General features: G+C 53.7%; 29 protein-coding genes. 16 read left to right on the top strand and 13 right to left on the bottom strand.

Going from position 1 to position 24,061, the window contains the following annotated elements:
• Window positions 1-39: 39 nt before the first annotated feature.
• From rsmE to ruvX, 4 genes are all read left to right on the top strand, one after another.
• Complete coding sequence (gene rsmE, locus F0Q32_RS12070; RefSeq protein ID WP_149463251.1) at window positions 40-771, top strand: 16S rRNA (uracil(1498)-N(3))-methyltransferase; 732 nt, start codon at window positions 40-42, stop codon at window positions 769-771.
• 23 nt (window positions 772-794) lie between these two features.
• Window positions 795-1,742, top strand: a complete 948-nt coding sequence (gene gshB / locus F0Q32_RS12065) for a glutathione synthase (RefSeq protein ID WP_149463250.1) — start codon at window positions 795-797, stop codon at window positions 1,740-1,742.
• A 144-nt stretch (window positions 1,743-1,886) separates the two neighbouring features.
• Window positions 1,887-2,450, top strand: coding sequence for a YqgE/AlgH family protein (locus F0Q32_RS12060; protein WP_188016855.1), 564 nt, complete (start codon window positions 1,887-1,889; stop codon window positions 2,448-2,450).
• Window positions 2,450-2,872, top strand: coding sequence for a Holliday junction resolvase RuvX (ruvX, locus tag F0Q32_RS12055; protein WP_149463249.1), 423 nt, complete (start codon window positions 2,450-2,452; stop codon window positions 2,870-2,872). Before F0Q32_RS12060 ends, ruvX begins: the two co-directional genes overlap by 1 nt.
• A gap of 95 nt (window positions 2,873-2,967) precedes the next feature.
• On the opposite strand, the gene F0Q32_RS12050 is transcribed toward ruvX, so the two are convergent.
• Together F0Q32_RS12050 and F0Q32_RS12045 are read right to left on the bottom strand one after the other, a co-directional pair.
• Window positions 2,968-3,621 carry a LuxR C-terminal-related transcriptional regulator gene (locus F0Q32_RS12050; protein ID WP_015963067.1) on the bottom strand — a complete coding sequence of 218 codons (654 nt, stop codon included), beginning with the start codon at window positions 3,619-3,621 and terminating at the stop codon, window positions 2,968-2,970.
• A gap of 485 nt (window positions 3,622-4,106) precedes the next feature.
• On the bottom strand, window positions 4,107-5,087 hold the full coding sequence (locus tag F0Q32_RS12045; protein WP_149463248.1) for a type IV pilus twitching motility protein PilT: 981 nt from the start codon (window positions 5,085-5,087) through the stop codon (window positions 4,107-4,109).
• 17 nt (window positions 5,088-5,104) lie between these two features.
• Here F0Q32_RS12045 and F0Q32_RS12040 point away from each other — a divergent pair, with 17 nt between their 5' ends.
• The 8 genes from F0Q32_RS12040 to F0Q32_RS12005 all read left to right on the top strand — a co-directional run bounded on the left by F0Q32_RS12040 (window position 5,105) and on the right by F0Q32_RS12005 (window position 11,550).
• Window positions 5,105-5,818: a YggS family pyridoxal phosphate-dependent enzyme gene (locus tag F0Q32_RS12040; protein ID WP_149463247.1), complete on the top strand. Its 714-nt coding sequence runs from the start codon at window positions 5,105-5,107 to the stop codon at window positions 5,816-5,818.
• Between the two features lie 8 nt (window positions 5,819-5,826).
• Window positions 5,827-6,393: a YggT family protein gene (locus tag F0Q32_RS12035; RefSeq protein WP_108475809.1), complete on the top strand. Its 567-nt coding sequence runs from the start codon at window positions 5,827-5,829 to the stop codon at window positions 6,391-6,393.
• Window positions 6,390-6,680, top strand: a complete 291-nt coding sequence (yggU, locus tag F0Q32_RS12030; protein ID WP_149463246.1) for a DUF167 family protein YggU — start codon at window positions 6,390-6,392, stop codon at window positions 6,678-6,680. Before F0Q32_RS12035 ends, yggU begins: the two co-directional genes overlap by 4 nt.
• An 8-nt stretch (window positions 6,681-6,688) precedes the next feature.
• On the top strand, window positions 6,689-7,282 hold the full coding sequence (locus F0Q32_RS12025) for an XTP/dITP diphosphatase (protein ID WP_149463245.1): 594 nt from the start codon (window positions 6,689-6,691) through the stop codon (window positions 7,280-7,282).
• On the top strand, window positions 7,275-8,411 hold the full coding sequence (gene hemW / locus F0Q32_RS12020) for a radical SAM family heme chaperone HemW (RefSeq protein ID WP_149463244.1): 1,137 nt from the start codon (window positions 7,275-7,277) through the stop codon (window positions 8,409-8,411). Before F0Q32_RS12025 ends, hemW begins: the two co-directional genes overlap by 8 nt.
• Before the next feature lie 299 nt (window positions 8,412-8,710).
• Window positions 8,711-9,697, top strand: coding sequence for a TRAP transporter substrate-binding protein (locus F0Q32_RS12015; RefSeq protein WP_149463243.1), 987 nt, complete (start codon window positions 8,711-8,713; stop codon window positions 9,695-9,697).
• 48 nt (window positions 9,698-9,745) lie between these two features.
• Entirely contained in the window at window positions 9,746-10,249 is a 504-nt protein-coding gene (locus tag F0Q32_RS12010) for a TRAP transporter small permease (RefSeq protein ID WP_149463242.1), read from the top strand.
• Window positions 10,249-11,550 (top strand): TRAP transporter large permease, encoded by a 1,302-nt coding sequence (locus F0Q32_RS12005; RefSeq protein ID WP_149463241.1) that lies wholly within the window; start codon window positions 10,249-10,251, stop codon window positions 11,548-11,550. Before F0Q32_RS12010 ends, F0Q32_RS12005 begins: the two co-directional genes overlap by 1 nt.
• 78 nt (window positions 11,551-11,628) lie before the next feature.
• Here the strand turns inward: F0Q32_RS12005 and F0Q32_RS12000 are convergent, their stop codons facing one another.
• Window positions 11,629-12,633, bottom strand: coding sequence for a DUF1202 family protein (locus F0Q32_RS12000; RefSeq protein ID WP_149463240.1), 1,005 nt, complete (start codon window positions 12,631-12,633; stop codon window positions 11,629-11,631).
• A 150-nt stretch (window positions 12,634-12,783) separates the two neighbouring features.
• Here F0Q32_RS12000 and F0Q32_RS11995 point away from each other — a divergent pair, with 150 nt between their 5' ends.
• A complete protein-coding gene (locus F0Q32_RS11995; RefSeq protein ID WP_149463239.1) occupies window positions 12,784-13,170 on the top strand; it encodes an endonuclease domain-containing protein in 387 nt (128 codons plus the stop codon).
• Window positions 13,171-13,606: 436 nt separating this feature from the next.
• Here the strand turns inward: F0Q32_RS11995 and F0Q32_RS11990 are convergent, their stop codons facing one another.
• From F0Q32_RS11990 to trmB, 3 genes are read right to left on the bottom strand one after another with little or no spacing between them, the layout of a single operon-like run.
• A complete protein-coding gene (locus F0Q32_RS11990; RefSeq protein ID WP_149463238.1) occupies window positions 13,607-14,326 on the bottom strand; it encodes a DUF2884 domain-containing protein in 720 nt (239 codons plus the stop codon).
• Between the two features lie 51 nt (window positions 14,327-14,377).
• Window positions 14,378-14,704, bottom strand: a complete 327-nt coding sequence (locus F0Q32_RS11985; RefSeq protein WP_015963056.1) for a YggL family protein — start codon at window positions 14,702-14,704, stop codon at window positions 14,378-14,380.
• Window positions 14,704-15,423, bottom strand: coding sequence for a tRNA (guanosine(46)-N7)-methyltransferase TrmB (gene trmB, locus F0Q32_RS11980; protein ID WP_015963055.1), 720 nt, complete (start codon window positions 15,421-15,423; stop codon window positions 14,704-14,706). The genes F0Q32_RS11985 and trmB overlap by 1 nt, the downstream gene beginning before the upstream one ends.
• A gap of 150 nt (window positions 15,424-15,573) precedes the next feature.
• On the opposite strand from trmB, the gene mutY reads away from it, so the two are divergent.
• Genes mutY through mltC form a run of 3 tightly spaced genes read left to right on the top strand, consistent with a single transcriptional unit; the run spans window position 15,574 to window position 18,060 of the window.
• On the top strand, window positions 15,574-16,632 hold the full coding sequence (mutY, locus tag F0Q32_RS11975; RefSeq protein ID WP_149463237.1) for an A/G-specific adenine glycosylase: 1,059 nt from the start codon (window positions 15,574-15,576) through the stop codon (window positions 16,630-16,632).
• Between the two features lie 26 nt (window positions 16,633-16,658).
• Complete coding sequence (locus F0Q32_RS11970) at window positions 16,659-16,934, top strand: oxidative damage protection protein (RefSeq protein WP_015963053.1); 276 nt, start codon at window positions 16,659-16,661, stop codon at window positions 16,932-16,934.
• 46 nt (window positions 16,935-16,980) lie between these two features.
• The gene (gene mltC, locus F0Q32_RS11965; RefSeq protein WP_149463451.1) at window positions 16,981-18,060 is read left to right on the top strand and encodes a membrane-bound lytic murein transglycosylase MltC; all 1,080 of its coding nucleotides are present in this window, start codon (window positions 16,981-16,983) and stop codon (window positions 18,058-18,060) included.
• A gap of 13 nt (window positions 18,061-18,073) precedes the next feature.
• On the opposite strand, the gene citG is transcribed toward mltC, so the two are convergent.
• Genes citG through F0Q32_RS11930 form a run of 7 tightly spaced genes read right to left on the bottom strand, consistent with a single transcriptional unit; the run spans window position 18,074 to window position 24,058 of the window.
• A complete protein-coding gene (gene citG, locus F0Q32_RS11960) occupies window positions 18,074-18,922 on the bottom strand; it encodes a triphosphoribosyl-dephospho-CoA synthase CitG (RefSeq protein ID WP_149463236.1) in 849 nt (282 codons plus the stop codon).
• Window positions 18,900-19,439 carry a citrate lyase holo-[acyl-carrier protein] synthase gene (citX, locus tag F0Q32_RS11955; RefSeq protein WP_149463235.1) on the bottom strand — a complete coding sequence of 180 codons (540 nt, stop codon included), beginning with the start codon at window positions 19,437-19,439 and terminating at the stop codon, window positions 18,900-18,902. Before citX ends, citG begins: the two co-directional genes overlap by 23 nt.
• Entirely contained in the window at window positions 19,439-20,962 is a 1,524-nt protein-coding gene (citF, locus tag F0Q32_RS11950) for a citrate lyase subunit alpha (protein ID WP_149463234.1), read from the bottom strand. The genes citX and citF overlap by 1 nt, the downstream gene beginning before the upstream one ends.
• A gap of 10 nt (window positions 20,963-20,972) precedes the next feature.
• On the bottom strand, window positions 20,973-21,848 hold the full coding sequence (gene citE / locus F0Q32_RS11945; protein WP_149463233.1) for a citrate (pro-3S)-lyase subunit beta: 876 nt from the start codon (window positions 21,846-21,848) through the stop codon (window positions 20,973-20,975).
• The gene (gene citD, locus F0Q32_RS11940; RefSeq protein WP_149463232.1) at window positions 21,848-22,138 is read right to left on the bottom strand and encodes a citrate lyase acyl carrier protein; all 291 of its coding nucleotides are present in this window, start codon (window positions 22,136-22,138) and stop codon (window positions 21,848-21,850) included. The genes citE and citD overlap by 1 nt, the downstream gene beginning before the upstream one ends.
• 18 nt (window positions 22,139-22,156) lie before the next feature.
• Window positions 22,157-23,179 carry a [citrate (pro-3S)-lyase] ligase gene (gene citC, locus F0Q32_RS11935; protein WP_149463231.1) on the bottom strand — a complete coding sequence of 341 codons (1,023 nt, stop codon included), beginning with the start codon at window positions 23,177-23,179 and terminating at the stop codon, window positions 22,157-22,159.
• Between the two features lie 15 nt (window positions 23,180-23,194).
• The gene (locus F0Q32_RS11930) at window positions 23,195-24,058 is read right to left on the bottom strand and encodes a fumarylacetoacetate hydrolase family protein (protein ID WP_015963045.1); all 864 of its coding nucleotides are present in this window, start codon (window positions 24,056-24,058) and stop codon (window positions 23,195-23,197) included.
• Between the last annotated feature and the right edge of the window lie 3 nt (window positions 24,059-24,061).

Below are 24,061 nucleotides of genomic sequence, written 5' to 3'. Positions count from 1 at the left end.
CAGTGCCTGGTACCTAAGCTATTAATGGAACGTCACATCATGCGCATCCCCCGTATTTATCACCCTGAACACATCACCGCCGGGCATGAAATCGCCCTGTCGGAAGACGCGGCAAACCATGTTGGCCGTGTGCTGCGCATGGGGCCGGGTCAGGCGATTCAGCTTTTCGATGGCAGTAACCAGATCTTCGATGCCGAAATTACCCACGCCGATAAAAAAAGCGTGCGCGTGAATATTGTCAGCGGGGAAATTGATAACCGCGAATCCCCCATTCACATTCACCTGGGCCAGGTAATGTCGCGCGGCGATAAAATGGAATTCACCATCCAGAAATCAATAGAACTCGGTGTAAGCCTCATAACGCCACTGTTTTCTGAGCGCTGTGGCGTTAAACTGGATGCCGAGCGTTTGAATAAGAAGATCCAACAGTGGCAAAAAATCGCGATTGCCGCCTGTGAACAGTGTGGCCGCAACACGATTCCGGAAATTCGCCCGGCGATGAATCTGGAACAGTGGTGCGCCGAAGAAGATAGCGGGCTGAAGCTGAACCTGCATCCGCGTGCCAGCGCCAGCATCAATACGCTGCCGCTGCCGGTGGAGCGCGTGCGTTTGCTGATTGGCCCGGAAGGCGGTCTCTCGGCAGATGAAATTGCCATGACCGCACGCTACCAGTTTACTGATATCCTGTTGGGACCTCGCGTTCTGCGTACTGAGACTACCGCGCTCACCGCCATTACCGCACTGCAGGTGCGCTTTGGCGATCTGGGCTAATACCGGCTTCCAGGAGAACTAGAATGATTAAGCTCGGCATCGTGATGGACCCCATCGCAAACATCAATATCAAAAAAGACACCAGCTTCGCGATGTTGCTGGAGGCACAGCGCCGGGGCTATGAACTCCATTACATGGAGATGAATGACCTCTATCTGACCAACGGCGAATCCCGCGCGCGTACGCGTCTGGTGAATGTTGAGCAGAACTATGACAAATGGTACGAATTTGGCAGCGAGCAGGATATCGCGCTTGCCGACCTCGATGTGATTCTGATGCGTAAGGATCCGCCGTTTGACACCGAATTCATCTACGCGACCTATATTCTGGAACGCGCGGAAGAGAAAGGCACGCTTATCGTCAACAAACCGCAGAGCCTGCGCGACTGTAACGAGAAGCTCTTCACCGCCTGGTTCTCTGAGCTAACACCAGAAACACTGGTCACGCGCAACAAAGCGCAGTTGAAAGCGTTCTGGCAAAAGCATGGCGATATCATCATGAAACCGCTTGACGGCATGGGCGGCGCGTCGATTTTCCGCGTGAAGGAAGGCGATCCTAACATTGGCGTTATCGCTGAAACCCTGACCGAGCTTGGCAACCGCTATTGCATGGCGCAAACGTATTTGCCAGCAATCAAAGACGGTGACAAACGCGTGCTGGTCGTCGATGGCGAACCTGTTCCATACTGCCTGGCGCGCATTCCGCAGGGCGGCGAAACCCGTGGCAACCTGGCCGCCGGTGGCCGTGGCGAACCGCGTCCGCTAAGCGAAAGCGATTGGGAGATCGCCCGCAAAGTGGGCCCGACGCTGAAAGCGAAAGGTCTGATTTTTGTCGGCCTGGATATCATCGGCGATCGCCTGACCGAAATTAACGTCACCAGCCCAACCTGCGTGCGTGAAATCGAAGCGGAGTTCCCGATTTCCATCACCGGGATGCTGATGGACGCTATCGAAAAACGTTTAGGTAAGTAACTTCTGCGGCGGGAGGGAACCCGCCACAACCAGGCTTTTCTGCCAGGCGCTGACGCGCGTTTACAGGACTGCCTGGTGACAGCACGCCTCTTTCCCCGCATACTGGACGTTGCTGCTTTTTGAACCAGGACAGAACCTCTGACAATGAATTTACAGCATCACTTTCTTATTGCCATGCCGGCTCTTCAGGACCCCATCTTCCGCCGTTCGGTTGTCTATATCTGCGAGTATAACGACGATGGCGCAATGGGGATTATCATCAATAAGCCGCTGGAAAACCTGCAAGTTGAAGGCATTCTGGAAAAACTGAAGATCACGCCCGATCCGCGCGATCCGTCGATTCGCCTCGATAAACCGGTGATGCTCGGCGGCCCGCTGGCGGAAGATCGCGGCTTCATTCTGCACACGCCACCGGCGTCGTTTTCCTCAAGCATCCGTATCTCTGATAACACCATCGTCACCACGTCGCGCGACGTGCTGGAAACCCTGGGCACAGCGGCACAGCCAACTGACGTGCTGGTTGCGCTGGGTTACGCATCTTGGGAGAAAGGCCAGCTGGAGCAGGAAATTCTCGATAACGTCTGGCTCACTGCGCCTGCCGACCTCAATATTCTGTTTAAGACCCCGATCGCCGATCGCTGGCGCGACGCGGCAAAACTTATCGGCATCGATATTCACACCATGCCTGGTGTGGCGGGGCACGCATAATGAGCGGAACCTTTCTCGCATTTGATTTTGGCACCCGCAGCATTGGCGTCGCGGTCGGCCAGCAAATTACCGGTACCGCGCGCCCACTTAACGCCCTGAAAGCGCAAAACGGCACGCCAGACTGGACGCTTATTGAGAAGCTGCTGAAAGAGTGGCAACCGGCGTTAGTGATTGTCGGCCTGCCGCTGAATATGGACGGCACTGAGCAGCCACTTACCGCGCGTGCACGTAACTTCGCCAATAAAATTCATGGCCGTTTCGGTGTGGCGATTAAACTGCACGATGAGCGTCTGAGTACTGTTGAAGCCCGCGCCGGGTTATTCGAGCACGGTGGTTTTCGTGCGCTGGATAAAGGCAGCGTGGATTCGGCCTCTGCGGTGGTGATTCTGGAGAGTTACTTCGAGCAAAGCTACAGTCAGTAGTCAGGCTAGCATAACGTGTACATAGTGGGCGTTAGAGACAGGAAAGCCGGATGGCGCTAGCGCTTATCCGGCCTACAACGTTTCCAGTGTAAAACTTAGTGGCGCAAATTTTCATTCGCCCAGCTGACAGCCTGGGTTCTGTTTTTCACGCTTAACTTACGGAAAACATTATATAAGTGTGTACGGACTGTATTTTCACTGATGAACAGCGCACGAGCAATATCCATATTGGTCGCACCATGACGTAACTCATTAAGAATTTCGCATTCACGTTCGGTCAGCGGAATATTGTCTGATGATTCAGTCGGCTGTTCAACTGCGTACATTGCCGGATGCATTACGCTCAATTCAGCAGTCTGTTCACCGTTCAGCACGGCTTTGACACCCTCAATTAAGCGCGATTCTTCATCATCATGACGGAACACACCGTACAGCGCGGGCCACTGCGCCATTTCGTATAATTCATACTTTTGCGCACTGTTAATAATAAGCAGACGTGGAGAATCAAACTGCGAGCGGATAATATCGCGCCAGATACCGTTCAGTTTTTTGTTCGATACCGCGATATCAAACAGCACCACAGTACCTTTAGCAAGGCGCTGTACCATCGGCTTGTTGATATTGTGAACATCTACAGAAACTGAAAGTAAATCAGAAAGATAACCAGCGAATGCATTGGCCTGTACTGACGGGTGGGTGATTAAAATGATTTTGCGGGATTTAGATACACTCTCTGATACATCAAGCATTTGAAACTCTCCTTAGTATTTTGCCACCATCATGGTGTTTTAATAAATCAAAGCAATCTTAATTGTCATGCATAATAATAATCAAGACAGTATGAAGTGAAACAATATTTCATAAGAATAATCCTAATTCCATAATTAGAATAGAACGATCCCCGCTGAGTGTCAAAAGAATATCACCCTTTTTTTCTATGTCTGCACAAGATAATGTTGTGCATTCGTATAAAAATCCGTCAGCCTTATTACTTAGATATTATAGCTTAGGTACAGCATGTTTCACTGATGATTATATTTTCGCAGAATAATAACGGAGTGTTGAATTCACAAATAAAACATTATTACAACAGAATAACGAACAAACGTCACATTCATCATATATTGAAACATTTTTCCTTGCTGATTAATTCCAAAAACCCTACTGCCATCACAGTAATAACACTTATCTATTAGAAATAGAATTAATAAGTACAGGAGAAATAGCCTAATCCTTATAGCTTACCCTTCGCCATACATTGTTGATAGCTTTGCGTAAAAGTTTGCATCCCTGCCTGCTGTCCAGTTTGCATGACACCCGGTAACTGGTGGTTTTTCCCCTCGCGGATCAGGTTACCTACCGCTGGGGTATTCACCAGCAGCTCGAAGAGCGCCAGTCGTCCATCTTGTTTATCCGCGACCAGTTTTTGCGCCACCACCGCACACAGACTGTTCGCCAGTTGGCTGCGCACTGGCTCTTTTTCCTGCGCCGGAAAAACGTCAACCAGACGTTCAATCGCCTGAGCTGCACCGCGCGTATGCAATGTCGCCAGCACCAGATGACCTGTTTCAGCGGCGGTTAATGCCAGCCGGATAGTCTCGCTATCACGCAACTCCCCCAGCAGGATAACGTCGGGGTCCTGTCGTAACGCGCCGCGCAGCGCCTCAGCGAATGAAGCGGTATGTTGACCTATTTCACGTTGTTGAATTAAGCAGCGCTGGCTGGTGTGAATAAACTCCACCGGATCTTCCAGCGTCAGAATATGCCCATCCAGCGTGTTGTTGAGGTAATCAACCATCGCGGCAAGCGTTGTTGACTTACCGCTCCCCGTTGCGCCGGTGACCAGTATCAACCCACCCTCTTCATGCAACAGTTCGGGTAGAGCAGCAGGCACGCCGAGTTCAGCGAGCGTTGGGCAGCGTGTCGGTAGCACGCGCAATGCCAGCGAAACACCGCGCGCATGGCGAAATACGTTGGCGCGCAGGCGTGGCCCCTCAGAAGGCGCTATTGCGAAATCAAGCTGGCCCTGCGCCCGCCATTGCCGATGTTGTGCTTCGCTTAACCAACGCCCTAACAGTGCTTCTGGTTCCGGCGATAAAAATGGTGCAGATTCGAGCAAGCCACGACGTCGCCATCGCGCCATTACCCCGCTACACAGGTGTAGATCCGACACGTTATGCTTTACACTAAGCGCCACGATTTCTTGTATTTCCATAAGACCCACCAGCAAATATGAACGATATAGCGCATAACCTGGCACAGGTCCGGGACAAAATCTCAGCCGCTGCTGCACGTTGCGGCCGGCCTTCAGAAGAAGTTACGTTGCTTGCAGTGAGTAAAACCAAACCTGCGAGCGCCGTCGAAGAAGCAATGGCTGCTGGCCAACGTGCATTCGGCGAAAACTACGTTCAGGAAGGCGTGGAAAAAATCCGTTTCTTTCAGGACAAAGGCATAACGGATCTGCAATGGCACTTTATTGGCCCGTTGCAGTCCAACAAAAGTCGCCTGGTGGCGGAGCATTTCGACTGGTGCCACACGGTTGACCGGTTAAAGATCGCCACCCGACTCAGCGAACAGCGCCCTGCGCATTTGCCGCCGCTTAACGTGCTCATTCAGGTCAACATTAGCGATGAGCAGAGTAAATCAGGCATCGCGCCCGAGGCGGTTGACGCGTTAGCGGCGGAGGTTTCCGCCCTGCCTAATCTCTGTCTGCGCGGTTTAATGGCCATTCCGGCACCGGAAACCGAGTACGATAAGCAGTTTGCCGTCGCCCAACAAATGGCGGTAGCATTCGCGCGGCTGAAGACGCACTACCCTACAGTTGATACGCTCTCACTGGGCATGTCAGACGATATGGAAGCCGCCATTGCGGCGGGTAGCACTATGGTACGCATCGGCACCGCGATTTTCGGTGCGCGTGATTACACAAAAAATAAGGAACTCTGAGGAACGCCATGAAGACGTTGACTTTCCTGCTCTCAACAGTGATCGAACTGTACACAATGGTGCTACTGCTGCGCGTCTGGATGCAGTGGGCACGCTGTGATTTTTACAATCCGTTCTCCCAGTTTGTGGTGAAAATCACCCAACCTATCGTGGGGCCGCTGCGCCGCATCATTCCGGCGATGGGACCGCTCGACAGTTCTTCTCTGCTGGTAGCCTTTATTCTGAGCGTTATCAAGGCGATTACCCTGTTTATGGTCATCACCTTCCAGCCGATAATCTGGATTGCGGCGGTGCTGATCCTGCTGAAAACCACCGGCCTGCTTATCTTCTGGGTACTGCTGCTGATGGCGATTATGAGCTGGGTAAGCCAGGGCCGTAGCCCGGTTGAGTTTGTACTGATGCAGCTTGCCGATCCGTTGCTGCGCCCAATTCGCAAGTTGCTGCCTTCAATGGGCGGTATCGATTTCTCGCCGATGATCCTCGTGTTGCTGCTCTACGTACTTAATATGGGCATCGCCGAAGTGTTACAGGCAACGGGCAACATGCTGCTGCCGGGGCTTTGGATGGCGCTATGAGTGCCGTAATATCCTGCGACGACGGGCTGGTACTGCGGCTGTATATTCAGCCGAAGGCCAGTCGTGACAGCATTGTGGGTGAGCATGGCGACGAATTAAAAGTCGCCATTACCGCCCCGCCGGTCGATGGGCAGGCCAATGCCCATCTGGTGAAATTTCTCGCCAAACAGTTTAAGGTCGCCAAAAGTCAGGTCATCATCGAGAAAGGTGAACTGGGTCGCCATAAACAGGTTAAAATCATTCATCCGCAGCACATCCCAGCGGGCGTCGACACCCTCATAAATTAGGATATCCCATGCAAAAAGTTGTCCTCGCTACCGGTAATGCCGGTAAAGTGCGCGAGCTCGCCTCGTTGCTGAGCGATTTTGGTCTCGATATCGTTGCGCAAACCGATCTTGGCGTCGATTCCGCCGAAGAGACTGGCCTGACGTTCATTGAGAACGCGATCATTAAGGCGCGTCATGCGTCGCAGGTTACCGGCCTGCCCGCAATTGCCGATGACTCAGGGCTGGCGGTGGATTATCTCGGCGGTGCGCCGGGTATCTATTCCGCACGTTATTCCGGTGAAGGCGCGACCGACGAGCGCAATCTGCAAAAACTGCTGGAAACGTTGAAAGATGTACCAGACGGCCAGCGTCAGGCGCAGTTCCACTGTGTGCTGGTTTACCTGCGTCATGCGGAAGACCCCACGCCGCTGGTGTGCCACGGCCGCTGGCCGGGCGTCATCACCCACACGCCTGCGGGCAACGGTGGCTTCGGCTACGATCCTATTTTTTATGTCCCCTCTGTTGGGAAAACCGCCGCTGAATTGACGCGTGAAGAGAAGATTGCCATCTCTCACCGTGGTCAGGCGCTGAAACAGTTACTGGAAGCATTACGAAATGGCTAATTTGCCGCCTCTGAGTCTTTATATTCACATCCCGTGGTGCGTGCAGAAATGTCCGTACTGCGACTTTAATTCGCACGCGCTGAAAGGCGAGGTGCCGCACGACGATTATGTTCAGCATCTGCTGAGTGATTTAGATGCTGACGTGGCTTACGCGCAGGGACGTGAAGTAAAGACCATTTTTATTGGCGGCGGTACGCCGAGCCTGCTTTCAGGCCCGGCGATGCAAACGTTGCTGGATGGCGTGCGTGCGCGTCTTACTCTGGCGGCAGATGCAGAAATCACCATGGAAGCGAACCCCGGCACGGTGGAAGCAGATCGCTTTGTCGATTACCAGCGTGCGGGCGTGAACCGAATCTCCATTGGTGTGCAGAGCTTTAGCGAAACCAAGTTAACGCGACTGGGGCGTATTCACGGCCCTGAAGAAGCCAAACGCGCGGCGAATCTGGCGACAGGTCTGGGCCTGCGCAGCTTCAACCTTGACCTGATGCACGGCCTGCCGGACCAGTCTCTGGAAGAAGCACTCGACGATTTGCGCCAGGCGATTGCACTCAATCCACCGCATCTTTCCTGGTATCAATTAACCATTGAACCCAACACCCTGTTTGGCTCGCGCCCACCGGTGCTGCCGGATGACGACGCGCTGTGGGATATCTTCGAGCAGGGCGATAAGCTGCTGACGGCAGCAGGTTATCAGCAGTATGAAACCTCGGCCTATGCAAAACCGGGCTATCAGTGCCAGCACAATCTCAACTACTGGCGCTTTGGCGACTACCTCGGCATTGGTTGCGGCGCACACGGCAAAGTTACCTTCCCGGACGGGCGCATTCTACGTACCGCGAAAACGCGCCACCCGCGCGGCTATATGGAAGGACGCTACCTGGAACGCCAGCATGATGTCGATGCGGCCGATAAACCGTTTGAGTTCTTTATGAACCGCTTCCGCCTGCTGGAACCCGCCCCGCGCCATGAGTTTAGCCGTTATACGGGGCTCAGTGAGCAAGCGATTCGCCCACAAATTGACGAAGCGCTGGCGCAGGGATATCTGACCGAATGCGCAGAGTACTGGCAGATTACCGAGCACGGGAAACTGTTTTTGAACTCGCTATTGGAATTATTCCTTAGTGAGTAAATGAAGAATTCGCCATTAGAATTAATGGCGAATTCTATAACTCATTTTTTCCGATTAAATAACTCAATATTTATCGAATAATCCCACCATTAATATTTAGAAAAATAATAAAACCAAAGCATCAAATACAAAATAAATATAATACAGCGCACAAAAAAAGCATTTAATGCGTAGATAAAGTAAAAGTGTGAGAGCGGTAGCGAAAAGTTGTCGGACAACCAGGATAATATGTCATACAGCAAACAAGACTGTTCCGACAGATATAAACCACCAAAAATGAAAGTGCATGGAGCCTATTAATGAAAACTCTCTCTTTTCGCCAATCGCTGGTCTGCGCATCGCTTTTCGCTTTACTCTCCACTGGGGTGAATGCGGCAGAAAAAGTGACATTAAAACTGGCGCATAACCTTGAACGTAGCCACGTTGTTCATCAGACCTTTGAGGAAATGGCCAAAGAGGTTAAGCAACTCTCCGACGGCAAAATGACGATTCGCATCTATCCCAGTAGCCAGATGGGTAACGCCCGCGAAGCCATGGAGCTTTTACAAAACGGTGCGTTAGATATGACAAAAGGCTCGGCGAGCGATCTTGAATCTTTCGACAACGTTTACGCTATCTATAACCTTCCTTTTTTATTTAAAGATCAGTCCCACTTTAATAAAGTCGTATTTGGCGATGTCGGCCACGAAATTATGCAGTCTACAAAAGATAAAGGGTTCTTTGCTCTTTCCGCCTACGTAGCAGGTACGCGTAGCTTTTACGCGAAAAAGCCGATTACAAAACCAGACGATTTAAAAGGGCTGAAAATTCGCGTTCAACCCAGCCCAACAACAATTAAGATGATTGAATTAATGGGGGGCTCGCCTACACCTATTTCTTTTGGTGAAGTCTATACCGCTATGCAACAGGGCGTCGTGGACGGAGCGGAGAATAACGTCCCTTCCTGGGTACAAACTCGCCATATTGAAATCGCCAAAGTCTTTTCAGAAGATGAGCATGCTTCTATTCCCGACTTCCTGGTCATTTCGACAAAAACCTGGAACAAACTCACCCCAGAACAGCAGGAGATTCTGACGAAAGCGGCCAGGGACTCTGAGGCCTATCAGCAAAAGCTGTGGGATAAAATTGACGCTGATACCCGTGCGCAGGCAAAAGCGATGGGTGCTGAGATTGTCAAAGTCGATAAAGCCCCGTTCCGCGCAGCCGTCCAGCCGCTGTTCGATGATTTCAATAAAGATCCAAAACAAGCCGCATTGCTGGCTAAGTTCGAAGCCGCCGCAGAATAATGTTTAGGCGGGCCGGCTACTGGCCCGCATTCACCAGGATGATAAACAATGATATTTATCCGCACGAAACACGCGGTGGACCGCGCGATCGCCGCGTTTTCCGTCGCCGTTATGGTCGCGCTTGTCGTCTGTGTAGTCTGGCAAGTATTCAGCCGCTACGTGTTAAATCAGCCCAGCACCCTTACCGACGAGCTGGCGCGCTTCCTGATGATTTGGGTAGGTTTGCTTGGGGCTGCCTACACCGTGGGTGCACAGCGTCATCTGGCGATTGATCTGTTAGCAATGATGCTAAAACCGCGTAAGCAAATGCTGCTGAGCGTGTTGATTAACCTGCTCATTTTCCTTTTTTCCGGCTCAGTCATCGTCACGGGCGGTTTGAAGTTAATCGCCAAAACGCTGGCGACCGCACAGGTTTCTGCTGCAATGCAAATCCCCATGGGCTACGTCTATCTGATCTTACCGCTATCTGGCCTCATCATGATGTTCTACGCCTTGTGGTTTATCGCTAATGGCCTGGTTCGCCTGAAACAGTCTACAGAAGGAGCATGCTAATGGACGGTTATATTGCACTCACACTGTTTGGCGCCTTCTTTGTACTGGTGTTTATCGGTGTTCCGATTTCGTTTTCAATTGGCATTGCTACCGTCGCGTCAATGCTGCTGATGTTTCCATGGGATATCACGGTTATTACCGTTTCCCAACGTCTGGCGAACGGTCTGGACAACTTTGCTTTGCTGGCGATCCCCTTCTTTATATTTGCGGGGACACTCATGAACAGCGGTGGTATTGCGATACGCCTGATAAACCTCGCGCAGGTGATGGTGGGCCGCGTTCCGGGCTCGCTCGGCCATGTAAACGTACTCGCTAATATGATGTTTGGTTCTATCTCTGGTTCTGCGGTGGCCGCCGCAGCCGCCGTGGGAGGAACGTTACATCCTATTCAGACCCAAAAAGGCTACGATCCGGCATTCTCGACGGCAGTGAACGTCTCATCATGCATCACCGGGCTGTTGATTCCGCCTTCTAACGTACTGATTGTTTTCTCTCTTACCGCAGGCGGCGTCTCGGTAGCATCACTGTTTATGGCGGGCTATTTGCCGGGTATTCTGATGGGCCTGTCGATTATGGTCGTTTGCGCGATTATTGCCAAACGACGCGGTTATCCCGTGTCTGAACGCCCCACTTGTGCCCAGGCGGCAAAAGCGTTCCTTGATGCGCTACCAAGCCTGCTGCTGGTGATTATTGTCATGGGCGGTATTCTCGGTGGGATTTTCACGGCGACTGAGGCTTCGGCCATTGCGGTGGTATACACCTTTATTCTGTCAGTGATTATCTATCGTGAGGTGAAATGGCGTGACCTGCCGAAGCTGATTCTGGAGTCGGTAGTGACAACCTCTATCGTCCTGTTGCTGATCGGTTTTTCCGTCGGGATGTCGTGGGCGATGACCAATGCGGATATTCCCTACATGATCAGCGATACGCTGATGGGGATCTCTGAAAACCCGATTGTGATCCTGCTGCTTATCAACATCGTTTTGTTGATCGTCGGGATTTTCATGGATATGACGCCTGCGGTTCTGATTTTCACGCCAATCTTCCTGCCCATTGCGCAGGATCTGGGCATGGACCCGGTGCATTTCGGAATTATGATGGTCGCTAACCTGTGCATAGGTCTGTTAACGCCGCCCGTTGGCAGTGCATTGTTTGTCGGCTGTTCAATTTCAGGCGTTAAGATCCAGCAGTTGATCAAGCCGTTACTGCCGTTCTATGCCGCGCTGTTGATAGCCTTACTCATGATCGCCTACATTCCGCAGATCTCACTGTTTGTGCCGCAGCTTTTAGGGCTGATGTAAGATTTGCTACGACCCGGCGGGCTGCACGACGCCGGGTTTATATCGGGCCTGTCACTCCACATTGTCAGGCTCAGGTATTTAGCGGATAACCCCCTCTTTGCGCAGCCGTTCTACACCTTCCGCCCATAATTTCGCATCGCTCGTTAATTCATAATTACTCGACTCCAGGACCACCATCTGCCCGCGCAGCGCTTCGCGTTTTTTCGTTAGTGGTTCAACTTTTTTCTCAAGAGCCTCGATTTCAGCTTTTACCTTCGTACTTATCGCATCATGCTGACGCGCATATTCTGCACTCTTCGCTTCATAGGCTTTATCGCGGGCGGCATTAATCGATGTGGTATCGCAATTGCCTTTTTTCTGACAGGCAATCAGCGCGGGTTCATACACCTTGATGTAATACTGATTGATAAACTTATTCATGTCGTTTTTGCTATCAACGTCGTATACCTCAGCCTGCTTTGCTCTTAGCACAGCATCACGCCCAAGGGGCTTACCATTGCTATCCGTTCCCCAGGCTTTGTTGATCTGCTCGTCCAGCGCCTCAATTTGTTGACTGAGCGCTTTATACTGCTTCTGCTGTTTTTCTACGCTCGCCTTACTATCAGCAAATTGCGCATCCAGTTTCGCGAATTGCGCCATAAAGCCGCTATCGTTTACAATCAGTGACTTACTTAAATTTTCATTCTTACTGAATGGCCTGCCTATACGTTTTGCCGCTGCTTGCATGGAGTAAAACTCGGTACTCCAGCTCGAAGCCTTCGTGCCTACCGCAGTCATCATCGCTGAAAATTTCACGGGTTGATCTTTTGTCCAGGTTCTTTCGTAAAACGTATAGTCTCCGGCTATGCCGACAACAGCATAAAGATTATCGGTCGCGATAATATCCCCTTCGATGGTATAGGTAGCCCGGTTCCCCACCTTCTCAATCTGTTGCAGCGTGATATCTCCCATGCGTATCAGTCCGTCAGACTGTTTTGCAAATTGTTGTTTTATGACGTCATCGGTTGGAGTGTTGTCATCAGCCAGGACATGAGCCGCGAAGCAGCACAACAGGAGTGCCGCAGATTTCCAGGCGAGTTTCATGGTTTAAATCCTTTTAGTGAGTAAGGACGTCATCATACGAAACTCGCCCACGAAGGAAGGATAAACAGAATCTGAAAGTACGCTGGAAGACGGATTCCAGTATTGATTATGAGATCTGACGACGGTTGAACGCGGTGGCAACATGAAGGGATGGAGAAACGACGGGAATATGCAAAGACGCTACGGCGCCAGCAAACGAAGGAAGAACTGCGGCTGTGGTATTTGTTGAGGGGGCGACGGTTTTATGGTTTTAAGTTCCGTCGGCAAATGCCAATTGGGAATTACATTGTTGATTTTGCCTGCTACAAAGCGGCTCTGATTATCGAACTGGACGGGGGACAGCATGCTGAATGTGTTGAATATGATGAGATGCGTACTGGCTTCCTGGAACGTCAGGGATGGCTGGTTTTACGTTTCTGGAATAATGACTTTAGAAATAATGAAGAGGGGGTTCTGCTGACAATTTTAAGACATCTGCAAACCCGCGCCCCTCACCCCGGCCCTCTCCCACAGGGAGAGGGAGAAGGTCGGAGCTGAGCTCAAACAATTGTGCTGTTGCTTCCCCTCACCCCGGAACTCTCCCACAGAGAGAGGGAGAAGGTCGGAGCTGAGCTCAAACAATTGTGCTGTTGCTTCCCCTCACCCCGGAACTCTCCCACAGAGAGAGGGAGAAGGTCGGAGCTGAGCTCAAACAATTGTGCTGTTGCTTCCCCTCACCCCGGAATTCTCCCACAGAGAGAGGGAGAAGGTCGGAGCTGAGCTCAAACAATTGTGCTGTTGCTTCCCCTCACCCCGGCCCTCTCCCACAGGGAGAGGGAGAAGGTCGGAGCTGAGCTCAAACAATTGTGCTGTTGCTTCCCCTCATCCCGGAACTCTCCCACAGGGAGAAGGAGAAGGTCGGTGACAACACTACGTATTTGCACTATCGGTCCCCTCTCCCTGTGGGAGAGGGTTAGGGTGAGGGGCCAGCGCTCTACTTCAGCGTCCCCACCAGCGCCTTACGGCTGTCCTCAAGCGCAATCACACGCCCGCAGACATCTTTGCCGAATGCTTTGAAATCCGCTTCCTGGTTTTTCCATTCGTTCTGAATGGAAGTTTGCAGGCCGCCCAGGCTACCCAGCACGCCCTGTAACGGGTTACCGCCGCCTTTCAGCACAGCTTTCGCGCCCATTTCGTTAATACTGTCCTGCAAGATGCCGCCCATTGCCTGGTTCACCAGGTTCTGACCGTCAGCGCGGACTTCATCGATAGCTTTGTAATGGAACGTCAGGCCATCAGTACGATGCTCGATAATACGGTTCATCTGCGCTTTAAGCTGGGCATCCAGCTTGGTCAGACGACTGCGCATGTTGCTGCTCTCGCCCACTTCTTTGGCGATGATTTTATCCAGCGCAACGCGGCCCTTTTCAACGCGCGTTCTCGCACCTTCATCGATCCACGGCAGCGCGCTACGCAGTTCGGTTTGATAATCTTTTGCCTGTTCGCGCTGTGCCGCATTCAGGGAATACTGTTTGCCGTTAAAGGTCACGCCACCGTCGGGGGTGATGACCAGATTGCCATTCTCGCCTTTGACCTGCACCGTTTGCGGGCTCAGGATCACATCATCACGCGGGGTGACGCTGCACTGATAATCCGCATGGGCGGATAATGCCGTTAACGAAAGTGCCGCCGCCAGCAGCGTTTGACGCATCATACAAATCCCTCGATAGAAAACGGGCCAGCGTATGCTGGCCCCGATGGTAATTTAGTCCCACCAAACGTCGAAAAGTTCGCTGGTGCGGACCTCTTCGAATTTGTGGTCTTCAAGCCATTTACGCACCTGAGCCTGATGGTCTTCGGTGCATTTGCCGATTTCCTGGGTGCAAATCAGACCTTCCCAGGCCAGATAGCCGCTGCCGTCAAATGCCAGCTTATTCGGCTCGATCACTTCTTCAATGAACTTATCAACCGTCTGGTCGATCTGCTCTTCGCTGGTGCCTTCCGGGAAACGCCACGCAACAGAGAAGCCAATTTCCTGAAACTCATCGATGTGCATTTTTTTACGCAAACGACGGCTACGATTCTTTGCCATTATTTCACCCTCTCGAACATTAAGTCCCATACTCCGTGACCAAGACGATGGCCACGTTGTTCAAATTTGGTTACCGGACGTGATTCCGGACGCGGTACATAGTCGTTGGTTTCTGAGCGGTTTTTATACCCTTCAATGGAAGACATCACTTCCAGCATATGTTCCGCGTAGGCTTCCCAGTCGGTTGCCATATGGAAAACACCGCCCAGTTTGAGCTTGCTCTTCACCAGTTCAGCAAACGGTACCTGAACGATACGGCGTTTATTATGACGCGCTTTGTGCCACGGGTCAGGGAAAAAGAGCTGAACCATGGTTAAAGAATTGTCAGGGATCATTTTGTGCAGCACTTCCACCGCGTCATGGCACATCACACGCAGGTTTTCTACACCCTCTTCATGCGCGGTCGCCAGGCAAGCGCCAACGCCCGGCGAATGAACTTCAATACCGAGGAAGTTCTGATGCGGATTCGCTTTCGCCATCGCCACCAGTGATGCGCCCATGCCAAAACCGATTTCCAGCGTAGTTGGCGCTTCGCGGCCAAACAGCGTGGCAAAGTCGACAGGATCTTCGCTGAATTCAACGCCCATCACCGGCCAGTAGTTTTCTAATGCGTGTTCCTGCCCTTTAGTCAGTCGCCCCTGGCGACGTACAAAGCTGCGAATTCGGCGCAGCGGGCGGCCGTTTTCATCAAATTCCGGTGAAATGACGTCGTTCTTCATAAAAGTATTGTCTGCTTGTGAGAGTGTTCGGGAAACGGGCATTATCCAAAGTAAGTTGCCGGATGCAAGCACCGGAAAGTTCCTGTTTACACCATAGTGCCGCTGTGCTGCAATCTGCCACCCAAATAGTGCGATATCGGAAACCCTGCTTTGACCTTACAAGCGTCTCAATTTTCGGCCCAGGTGCTGGAGTGGTATGACAAATACGGGCGTAAAACGCTGCCCTGGCAACTCAACAAGACGCCCTACAAAGTATGGCTCTCAGAAGTGATGTTGCAACAAACTCAGGTTGCCACCGTCATCCCCTATTTTGAACGCTTTATGGCGCGTTTTCCCACGATAACCGACCTGGCCAATGCACCACTGGATGAAGTGCTGCATTTGTGGACCGGCCTTGGTTATTACGCCCGTGCACGTAATCTGCATAAAGCCGCACAACAGGTGGCGACGCTGCACAACGGGCGCTTCCCCGAAACCTTCGAGGACGTTGCCGCCCTGCCAGGCGTTGGACGCTCAACGGCAGGGGCGATTCTTTCTCTTTCGTTAGGACAGCATTTTCCTATTCTTGATGGAAACGTTAAACGCGTGCTGGCGCGCTGCTATGCTGTAAGCGGCTGGCCTGGTAAGAAAGAGGTGGAGAAAAAACTGTGGGAGATCAGCGAGCAAGTCACGCCCGCGAATGGCGTGGAGCGGTTTAATCAGGCGATGATGGATTTGGGCGCGATGGTCTGTACGCGCTCGAAACCGAAGTGCGAGCTTTGCCCGCTGAACACAGGTTGCGTGGCGTACGCGCATCATAGCTGGGCGCAATATCCGGGTAAAAAACCGAAGCAGACGTTACCTGAACGCACCGGTTATTTCCTGATGATGCAGCAGGGTGACGAGGTGATGCTGGCGCAGCGTCCACCGAGCGGTTTATGGGGCGGGCTGTACTGTTTTCCGCAGTTTGCAGATGAAGCAGCCCTTCGCGAGTGGCTGGATGCCCGACAGATACCCGCTGAAAATCTCACGCAACTCACCGCGTTTCGCCACACATTTAGCCATTTCCATCTGGATATTGTGCCAATGTGGCTTCCCGTGTCCTCCTTCACCTCTTGCATGGATGAAGGCAGCGCTCTCTGGTATAACTTAGCCCAGCCACCGTCCGTTGGACTGGCGGCGCCCGTGGAGCGGTTGTTGCAGCAGTTACGCGCTGGCGCATTAGCGTAAGCGTCAGTGAACAAAGAGGATTTATCATGAGCAGAACGATTTTTTGTACTTTCCTGCAGCGTGACGCTGAAGGTCAGGATTTTCAGCTCTATCCAGGCGAGCTGGGTAAGCGCATTTATAACGAGATCTCCAAAGAGGCGTGGAAGCAGTGGCAGCACAAGCAAACCATGCTCATCAACGAGAAAAAACTGAGCATGATGAACCCGGAACATCGCAAACTTCTGGAAGAGGAAATGGTGAATTTCCTGTTTGAAGGTAAAGATGTGCACATCGAAGGCTACACTCCGCCAGAAAAACAGTAAGGGCCCTCTGGCCCTTTAGCCCAACACAACACGCGCTCCCGGAATGATGAAAAAATTATTTGCACTGGCTCTGATTGCGCCGTTGCTCATCTCCTGCTCAGGCTCCAAAAAAGGTGATACCTATAATGAAGCCTGGGTTAAGGACACCAACGGTTTTGATATTCTGATGGGGCAATTTGCCCATAACATTGAAAACATTTGGGGATTTAACGAAGTTCTTATCGCGGGCCCGAAGGACTACGTTAAATACACCGACGGCTACCAGACCCGTAGCCACATCAACTTCGACGAAGGTACGATAACCGTCGAGACCATTTCAGGCACAGAACCGGCGGCACATCTGCGTCAGGCGATTATCCAGACGCTGCTGATGGGCGACGATCCGGGTTCAATCGACCTGTACTCCGACGCCAACGATATCCAGATCTCAAAAGAGCCGTTCCTTTACGGTCAGGTGGTCGATAACACCGGCGAGGCGATCCGCTGGGAGTGGCGCGCCGCGCGGTTTGCTGATTATCTGCTGCAAACGCGGATGAAAAGCCGCAGCAACGGCATTCGGATGATCTACAGCATCACCATTAACCTGGTGCCGAACCACCTGGACAAGCGTGCGCATAAGTACATCAACATGGTACGTCAGGCGTCGCGTAAATATGGGGTGGATGAGTCGCTGATCCTGGCGATTATGCAGACCGAATCCTCTTTCAACCCGTACGCCGTCAGCCGTTCCGATGCGCTTGGGCTGATGCAGGTGGTGCAGCACAGCGCCGGGAAAGATGTGTTCCGTTCGCAGGGGAAATCAGGCACGCCGAGCCGCAGCTTCCTGTTCGACCCGGCCAGCAACATCGATACCGGTACCGCGTATCTGGCGATGCTGGGCAATGTGTACCTTTCCGGTATCGATAACCCAACATCACGACGCTATGCGGTGATTACCGCCTATAACGGCGGCGCGGGCAGCGTGCTGCGGGTCTTCTCGAACGATAAGATTCAGGCCGCGCAAATCATTAACAGCATGGCGCCGGGCGATGTGTATACCACCCTGACCACGCGTCATCCGTCTGCGGAATCGCGTCGCTATCTCTATAAAGTGAACACTGCGCAGAAGAGCTACCGGCGCAAATAACGTTAGTGCATCATTACCCTCTTCCTTTTGACGGAAGGGGGTAATGTTTACATTCACCCAGCACCCATGCCACTGACAGCAAATCCGCGCTGCCACCAGGGCTGAGGTTCCGCTCAATCAGTTGCTTATCCATCCTGACCAGGTCGTCATACTCCCATCCGCGCGACAGTAGCTGTTGCGCATACATTTGAACATCGCGTAATCCGACGATCCCCCCGCGCGATACCAGATTGCTGTCTGGATTTACGGCCATCAGGCGCAGCAGCATTTCGTGCATTGCGCGCGGGTTCCAGTACGGCAAGACATAGCGCATCACCGTGGCAAACCCGCTTTCGGCCTCGCCACGTGCGCCGGTCAGCCCAAACTGGTGAAACTGACGCTCTCCCGCCGTCGCCATACTCGTGCGACTGGCCAGTTCTCTTTGCACCATTCCCTGGCATAACCCACTTACCTGTGAGGAAAGCGACAAGGCATTAATCTGTTCTCCGTTCTCTGCCAGACGCCCGGCAGCAAAACAGAGCAGCCCGAGGGCAAAAACCCCGCCTTTATGCGTATTCACGCCGTGGGTTGCGCGCAGCATCGCCTGTTCGCAGGCAATACCCATTGGCCGCAGCAGTGAAAGCTGTTCACTTTTGGCACGCCGGGAAAATGCACGCCCCGCCTCTTCAAAACGCGAAAACCACGGCGAGATGGCCTGAATACTTCGCACGAACAACGCATGGTCCATATCGCGGTGTGAACCGTTATTGCTTTTATCCACCAGCCCCGGCTTCGGCGTCAGTTCAAGCTCCTGCCACAGCGCCTCTTCAGCCAGCGCCGCCACGTTGATGACGCGGGGTTTAATCGCGAGCAAACCAGCCATCAATCAGGCCCTCCACGCGGGCGACCACCTCTTCAACCGGATGGGCGCGCGAGCGGGCGCAGGCGTGCGCGGCTTCGTCACAAATCAGGCAACGGCGCATATGCGTGCCTAACGATAAGCGCCCGACATGCCCATTCTGCGGACAAATAACATCCAGATCCCACAACCGCCCCAGCGGGTGGGTTTGTTCCAGCGCCGCACAGTGCGCTTTGATTTCCGGCGCCTGATGCCCCACGCACCACAGCGCTTCCGGGCCCGTGGGCAGCCACAGCACCTGGCGGTCTAGCACCTTCCAGCCATTGCCCCACAGCATCTGGTCGCAGGCCTGCAGCGCCACGCCCATCGTATTGCGATAGCGAATGCTGTCTTTTACCGCGCCTGGCGTCACCAGCGTCAGCGAAATCAGCGATTGTTGATAATGTTCCAGCCAGTCAGCCTGACGCGCGGCGCGGCGCTCCTTTGCCGTCAACAGCGCATCAAGACTGACGCCCTCAATATCGGGCGTCATCATTTCCATTATTCGTACTCCTTCACCTGACGGACGACGTCAATCACACTGCCGTCGCGATAGCGGATCACACCGACAATTTTGTCGGTAAATTCAATCGGTTTCGGGTTACCGGTCAGGGAAATTGCGCGTTGATAAAGGTCGTCGATATCCACCACTTTTAGCCCCGCCGCCAGCAGACGCTGGCGAATTTCCGGGCGAGCCGGATTCACCGCGATGCCGTGGTCGGTGACCAGTACATCGATGCTTTCGCCGGGCGTTAAGCGGGTCGTTACGCGTTTCACCACGGTTGGAATGCGGCTGCGCAGAAGCGGCGCAACGACGATGGTGAGGTTGGCTGCTGCCGCCACATCGCAGTGACCGCCGGATGCGCCGCGCATTACGCCGTCCGAACCGGTTATCACGTTGACGTTAAAATTGACGTCGATCTCCAGCGCGCTCAGGATAACCACATCCAGCTGGTCACAGCAGGCGGCTTTACTGCCTGGGTTGGCGTAAACGTTCGTGGAGATTTCGACGTGATTCGGATTTCGCGCCAGCGACGCTGCAGCCTGGCCGTCGAAGCACTGGGTATCAAGCAGTTTGCCAATCAGCCCTTTCTCGTGAAGATCGACCAGGCTGCCGGTAATCCCGCCGAGCGCGAAACTGGCTTTAACCCCGCTGCGCTCCATTTTCTCTTCCATAAAGCGCGTGCAGGCGGTAGCCGCCGCGCCGGAACCGGTTTGCATCGAGAAACCGTCGCGGAAGTAGCCGGAGTGCTCAATCACATCCGCCGCATAACGCGCAATCATCAGTTCGCGCGGGTTGCTGGTCACACGCGCCGCCCCGACGCTGATTTTCGCCGGGTCGCCAACGCTCTCAACCTTCACGATGTAGTCCACCTGATCCTGCACCAGGCTTGCCGGCATATTGGGGAACGGCACCAGTTCTTCGGTCAGCAGCACCACGTTGCGGGCAAACTGCGCATCCACCATCGCATAGCCCAGCGAACCGCAGCATGATTTCCCCTGCGTACCATTGGCGTTACCGAATTCATCGCTGCACGGCACACCAAGAAACGCTACATCAATATTCAGCTCGCCGTCCTGAAGCAGCTTCACGCGCCCCCCGTGAGAGTGAATTTGTACTGGCTCATCCATCAGACCGTGTGAAATGGCGTCCGCCAGTTTGCCGCGCATGCCGGACGTATAAATCCGCGTAATCACACCGCGCTCGATGTGCTCAATCAGCACGTCGTTACAGGTCATCAGCGAACTGGAGGCCAGCGTCAGGTTTTTAAACCCCATTTTCGCCAGCAGGGCGACCACGGTGTTAATCACCCGGTCGCCTTCGCGAAACGCATGGTGGAAGGAGATGGTCATACCGTCACGCAGGCCGCTACGTTCAATCGCCTGTTCCAGCGAGTCGCAGAGTTTACGCTGGTGTTTCGTTTCCAGATTATCCAGCCACGGCGTGGCGCTGTGTGCGGTATCAAAAGGTTTTAACGCCCGCAGGTGCGGGAAATTCACGTGAAGAAGTTCTGTCTGATTCATTTTTCTGTCCTTAACGACGCACGCCGGACGCGGCGGCGCGTTCCAGCACTCGCTGCGCGTGGTTAATAATCGGTGCATCGACCATTTTTCCGTTGAGCGACACGACGCCCAGGCCGTTACGTTCGCCCTCTTCCGCCGCTTCAATAACGCGCTGCGCGTGGTCCACTTCCTGCTGCGTTGGCGCATAGGCGTTATGCAGCAGGTCAATCTGGCGTGGGTTAATCAGCGATTTGCCGTTAAAGCCCATTTTGCGGATCAGCTCAACTTCGCGCAGGAAACCGGCTTCGTCATTGACGTCTGACCACACCACGTCGAACGCATCGATCCCTGCGGCACGTGCCGCATGCAAAACGGCGCAACGCGCGTAGAACAACTCGGTGCCGTCGCTGCGCTCGGTTTGCATATCCATCACGTAGTCAAACGCCGCCAGAGCGATACCAATCAGACGCGGGGAGCTGCGGGCAATCGCCACGGCATTAATCACGCCCACAGCAGATTCAATCGCCGCCATCACGCCCGTGGAGCCCACGTCGCGCCCGCATTCACGCTCAATTCGCTCAAGGTGGCCTTCGAGTTCGAAGATATCTTCCGGGGTATCGGTTTTTGGCAGGCGAATCACATCAACGCCCGCACGCACCACCGCTTCGAGATCCGCCAGACCAAACGGCGTGCTCAGTGGGTTAATACGCACCACGGTTTCGATATCCTGGTACATAGGGTGCTGCAAAGCATGGAAGACCAGCAGGCGCGCGGTGTCTTTCTCACGCAGCGCCACGGCGTCTTCCAGGTCGAACATGATGGAGTCGGGGCGGTAGATGAATGCGGTTGAGAGCATGGCGGCGTTCGCGCCGGGTAAAAACAGCATACTGCGGCGAAGTTTGTTCATCAGAGAACCTCCCAGGCGATGGCTTTTTCATCGGCGGCGCGCAGCAGCGCACTCTGTAAACGGGCGCGGATAACACAATCCAGCGCGCCTTTGTCTTCGATGATAATGAGCCCCTGCACCACGCCCATGCGCTGTAGCGTCTCGTCAACCACCCGGCGGATCTGCTCGCCAAACTGTTTAATCACTTCACTGTGAATGACAATCTCCAGCTCGCCGTCGGCGGGGGCGATTTTCACCATCAGGTCGCTGGACTCCTGCGTACCGGCCAGCGCCTCCCTTACTATTTTCATGATGTATTCCCTGAATGTTTACGCCACTTCCGCCGCGCCATAATGCGCTTCCAGGTGGGCAAAAGTGGTTTCTGGTACGATTTCCCGAATGCGGGAAAACTGTTCTGTTTTTAATAATCGGCGCACTTCAGATGCGGATATTGCGCTGCCGGTCGCCCGAATACGTGGCACCTCTACCACCTCGATGCGGCCCGCCAGCAACTGATGCAGCGTTTCGTTGTACTGCCGCGTGACGTCGCAAAACGGTTCCGAGCCGATAAAACGGTGGATAATGCCTAACGCCGGGGCGATGTGGTCGCGAAAAATCAGCGCATCGATTTCGCTCCAGGCACGCTGCACCTTGCCAGTTTCTTTCAAAAAGTAGGCCGGGAAAGTGGCGCGCGAGATGATGTACTGCGAACCTTCATGCACCGTGACATTCGGCAGATGGGCAACGCCCGCGCGCACCATCGCCAGCCGGACGCTAAACGGGAAGAATGACGCGTCTTCGCGCACCACAAAGAGATGCAGCCAGTCACAGCGCGAGGCCGCCAGTTCAACCAGATGGCGATGCCCCAGCGTGAACGGGTTAGCGTTCATGACGATGGCGCCAGTGCGCGCGCCTTCATGGCGATAACGTCGCAGCGAGCGGCAGTAGCGGGCGATCCCCTGCGGTGTGTTTTCCATCAACACAGCATTACTGCCGCTTTGCGCAATTGGCCAGAAACCGCTGCGCTGAAAGCGCTCTGCATTACAGGGGCGGGTGCAGAGGAAGAGGTGAAAGTGACCGCGATCCACGGCCACGTTTTCCACTTCCGCCAGCAGCCTGGCGCTGAGATTTTCGCCACGGAGTTGCTTATCCACCGCTACGCATTTGATAACGTTGTCGGCGAGGCCCGCGCAGCCCACCAGCTGCGAATCGGACCAGGCTTCAACAAACAACGTGATGTCGGCATCCATTCCCAGGCCGCTGTCCGCCAGAAGCTGGCGGATCTGAATCAGACGTGCCGGGTGTTTAGCGACTTCCGTCACCCTGAAGTCGATTGCGGGTTGCGACTGCATCCTGTCACCTGCCGGTTAGTGTGCTGCCGTCAGCGTCTGCGCTGGCGCTTCCATAATCACATTGCTGAGATGACCGATATGTTCGATCTCGACTTCAATGCGATCGCCTTCGTGCATAAACAGCGGCGGATTGCGCTTTTTACCGACGCCGCCTGGGGAACCGGTGATGATCACGTCGCCCGGGCTTAAACGGGTGAAGGTGCTGATGTACTCAATCAATTCGGCCACTTTGTGGATCATGCTGCTGGTGTTGTCTTCCTGTACCATGCGGCCATTGAGCCAGGTGCGAATCGCCAGTTGGTGCGGATCGGGGATTTCATCCGCCGTTGCCATCCACGGGCCAAAGGCCCCGGTCTGACGCCAGTTTTTCCCGGCGGTGAACCAGGTGTGCTGCCAGTCGCGGGCGGAACCGTCCATATAGCAGCTGTAGCCTGCCACGTGGTTCAGGGCATCATCACGGGTAATATTTTCGCCGCCTTTGCCGATGATGACCGCCAGCTCACCTTCGTAATCGAACTCATTAGAGCTGCGCGGTTTCAGTACCGGCGAGTTGTGACCGGTTTGCGAGTCCGGGAAACGCACAAACAGCGTTGGCGCCGGGTTGTGCTGGTCAAACTCCTTGCGTTTTTCGGCGTAGTTCATGCCCACACAGAGGATCTTTTCCGGATGCTCAATCACCGGTAAGAAAGTGATGGCCTCCATGTTCAGATCTGCCGGTTCATTGGCGAACAGGCGGGCCTGAGTTAAACCATCGCCCTGTAACAGCGCCTTGAGGTCGCTGTAGCGGTCGCCAAGACGGCGACCTAAATCCACCACACCTTCGGCATTGACGATGCCGTAGCTGCGATTACCCTGATATGTAAAGCTTGCGAGTTTCATTGT

The sequence above is a fragment of the Pseudocitrobacter sp. 73 genome, from assembly GCF_008369545.1.
Lineage (GTDB): Bacteria > Pseudomonadota > Gammaproteobacteria > Enterobacterales > Enterobacteriaceae > Pseudocitrobacter > Pseudocitrobacter vendiensis.
This window is presented reverse-complemented; position numbering and strand designations above follow the sequence as displayed.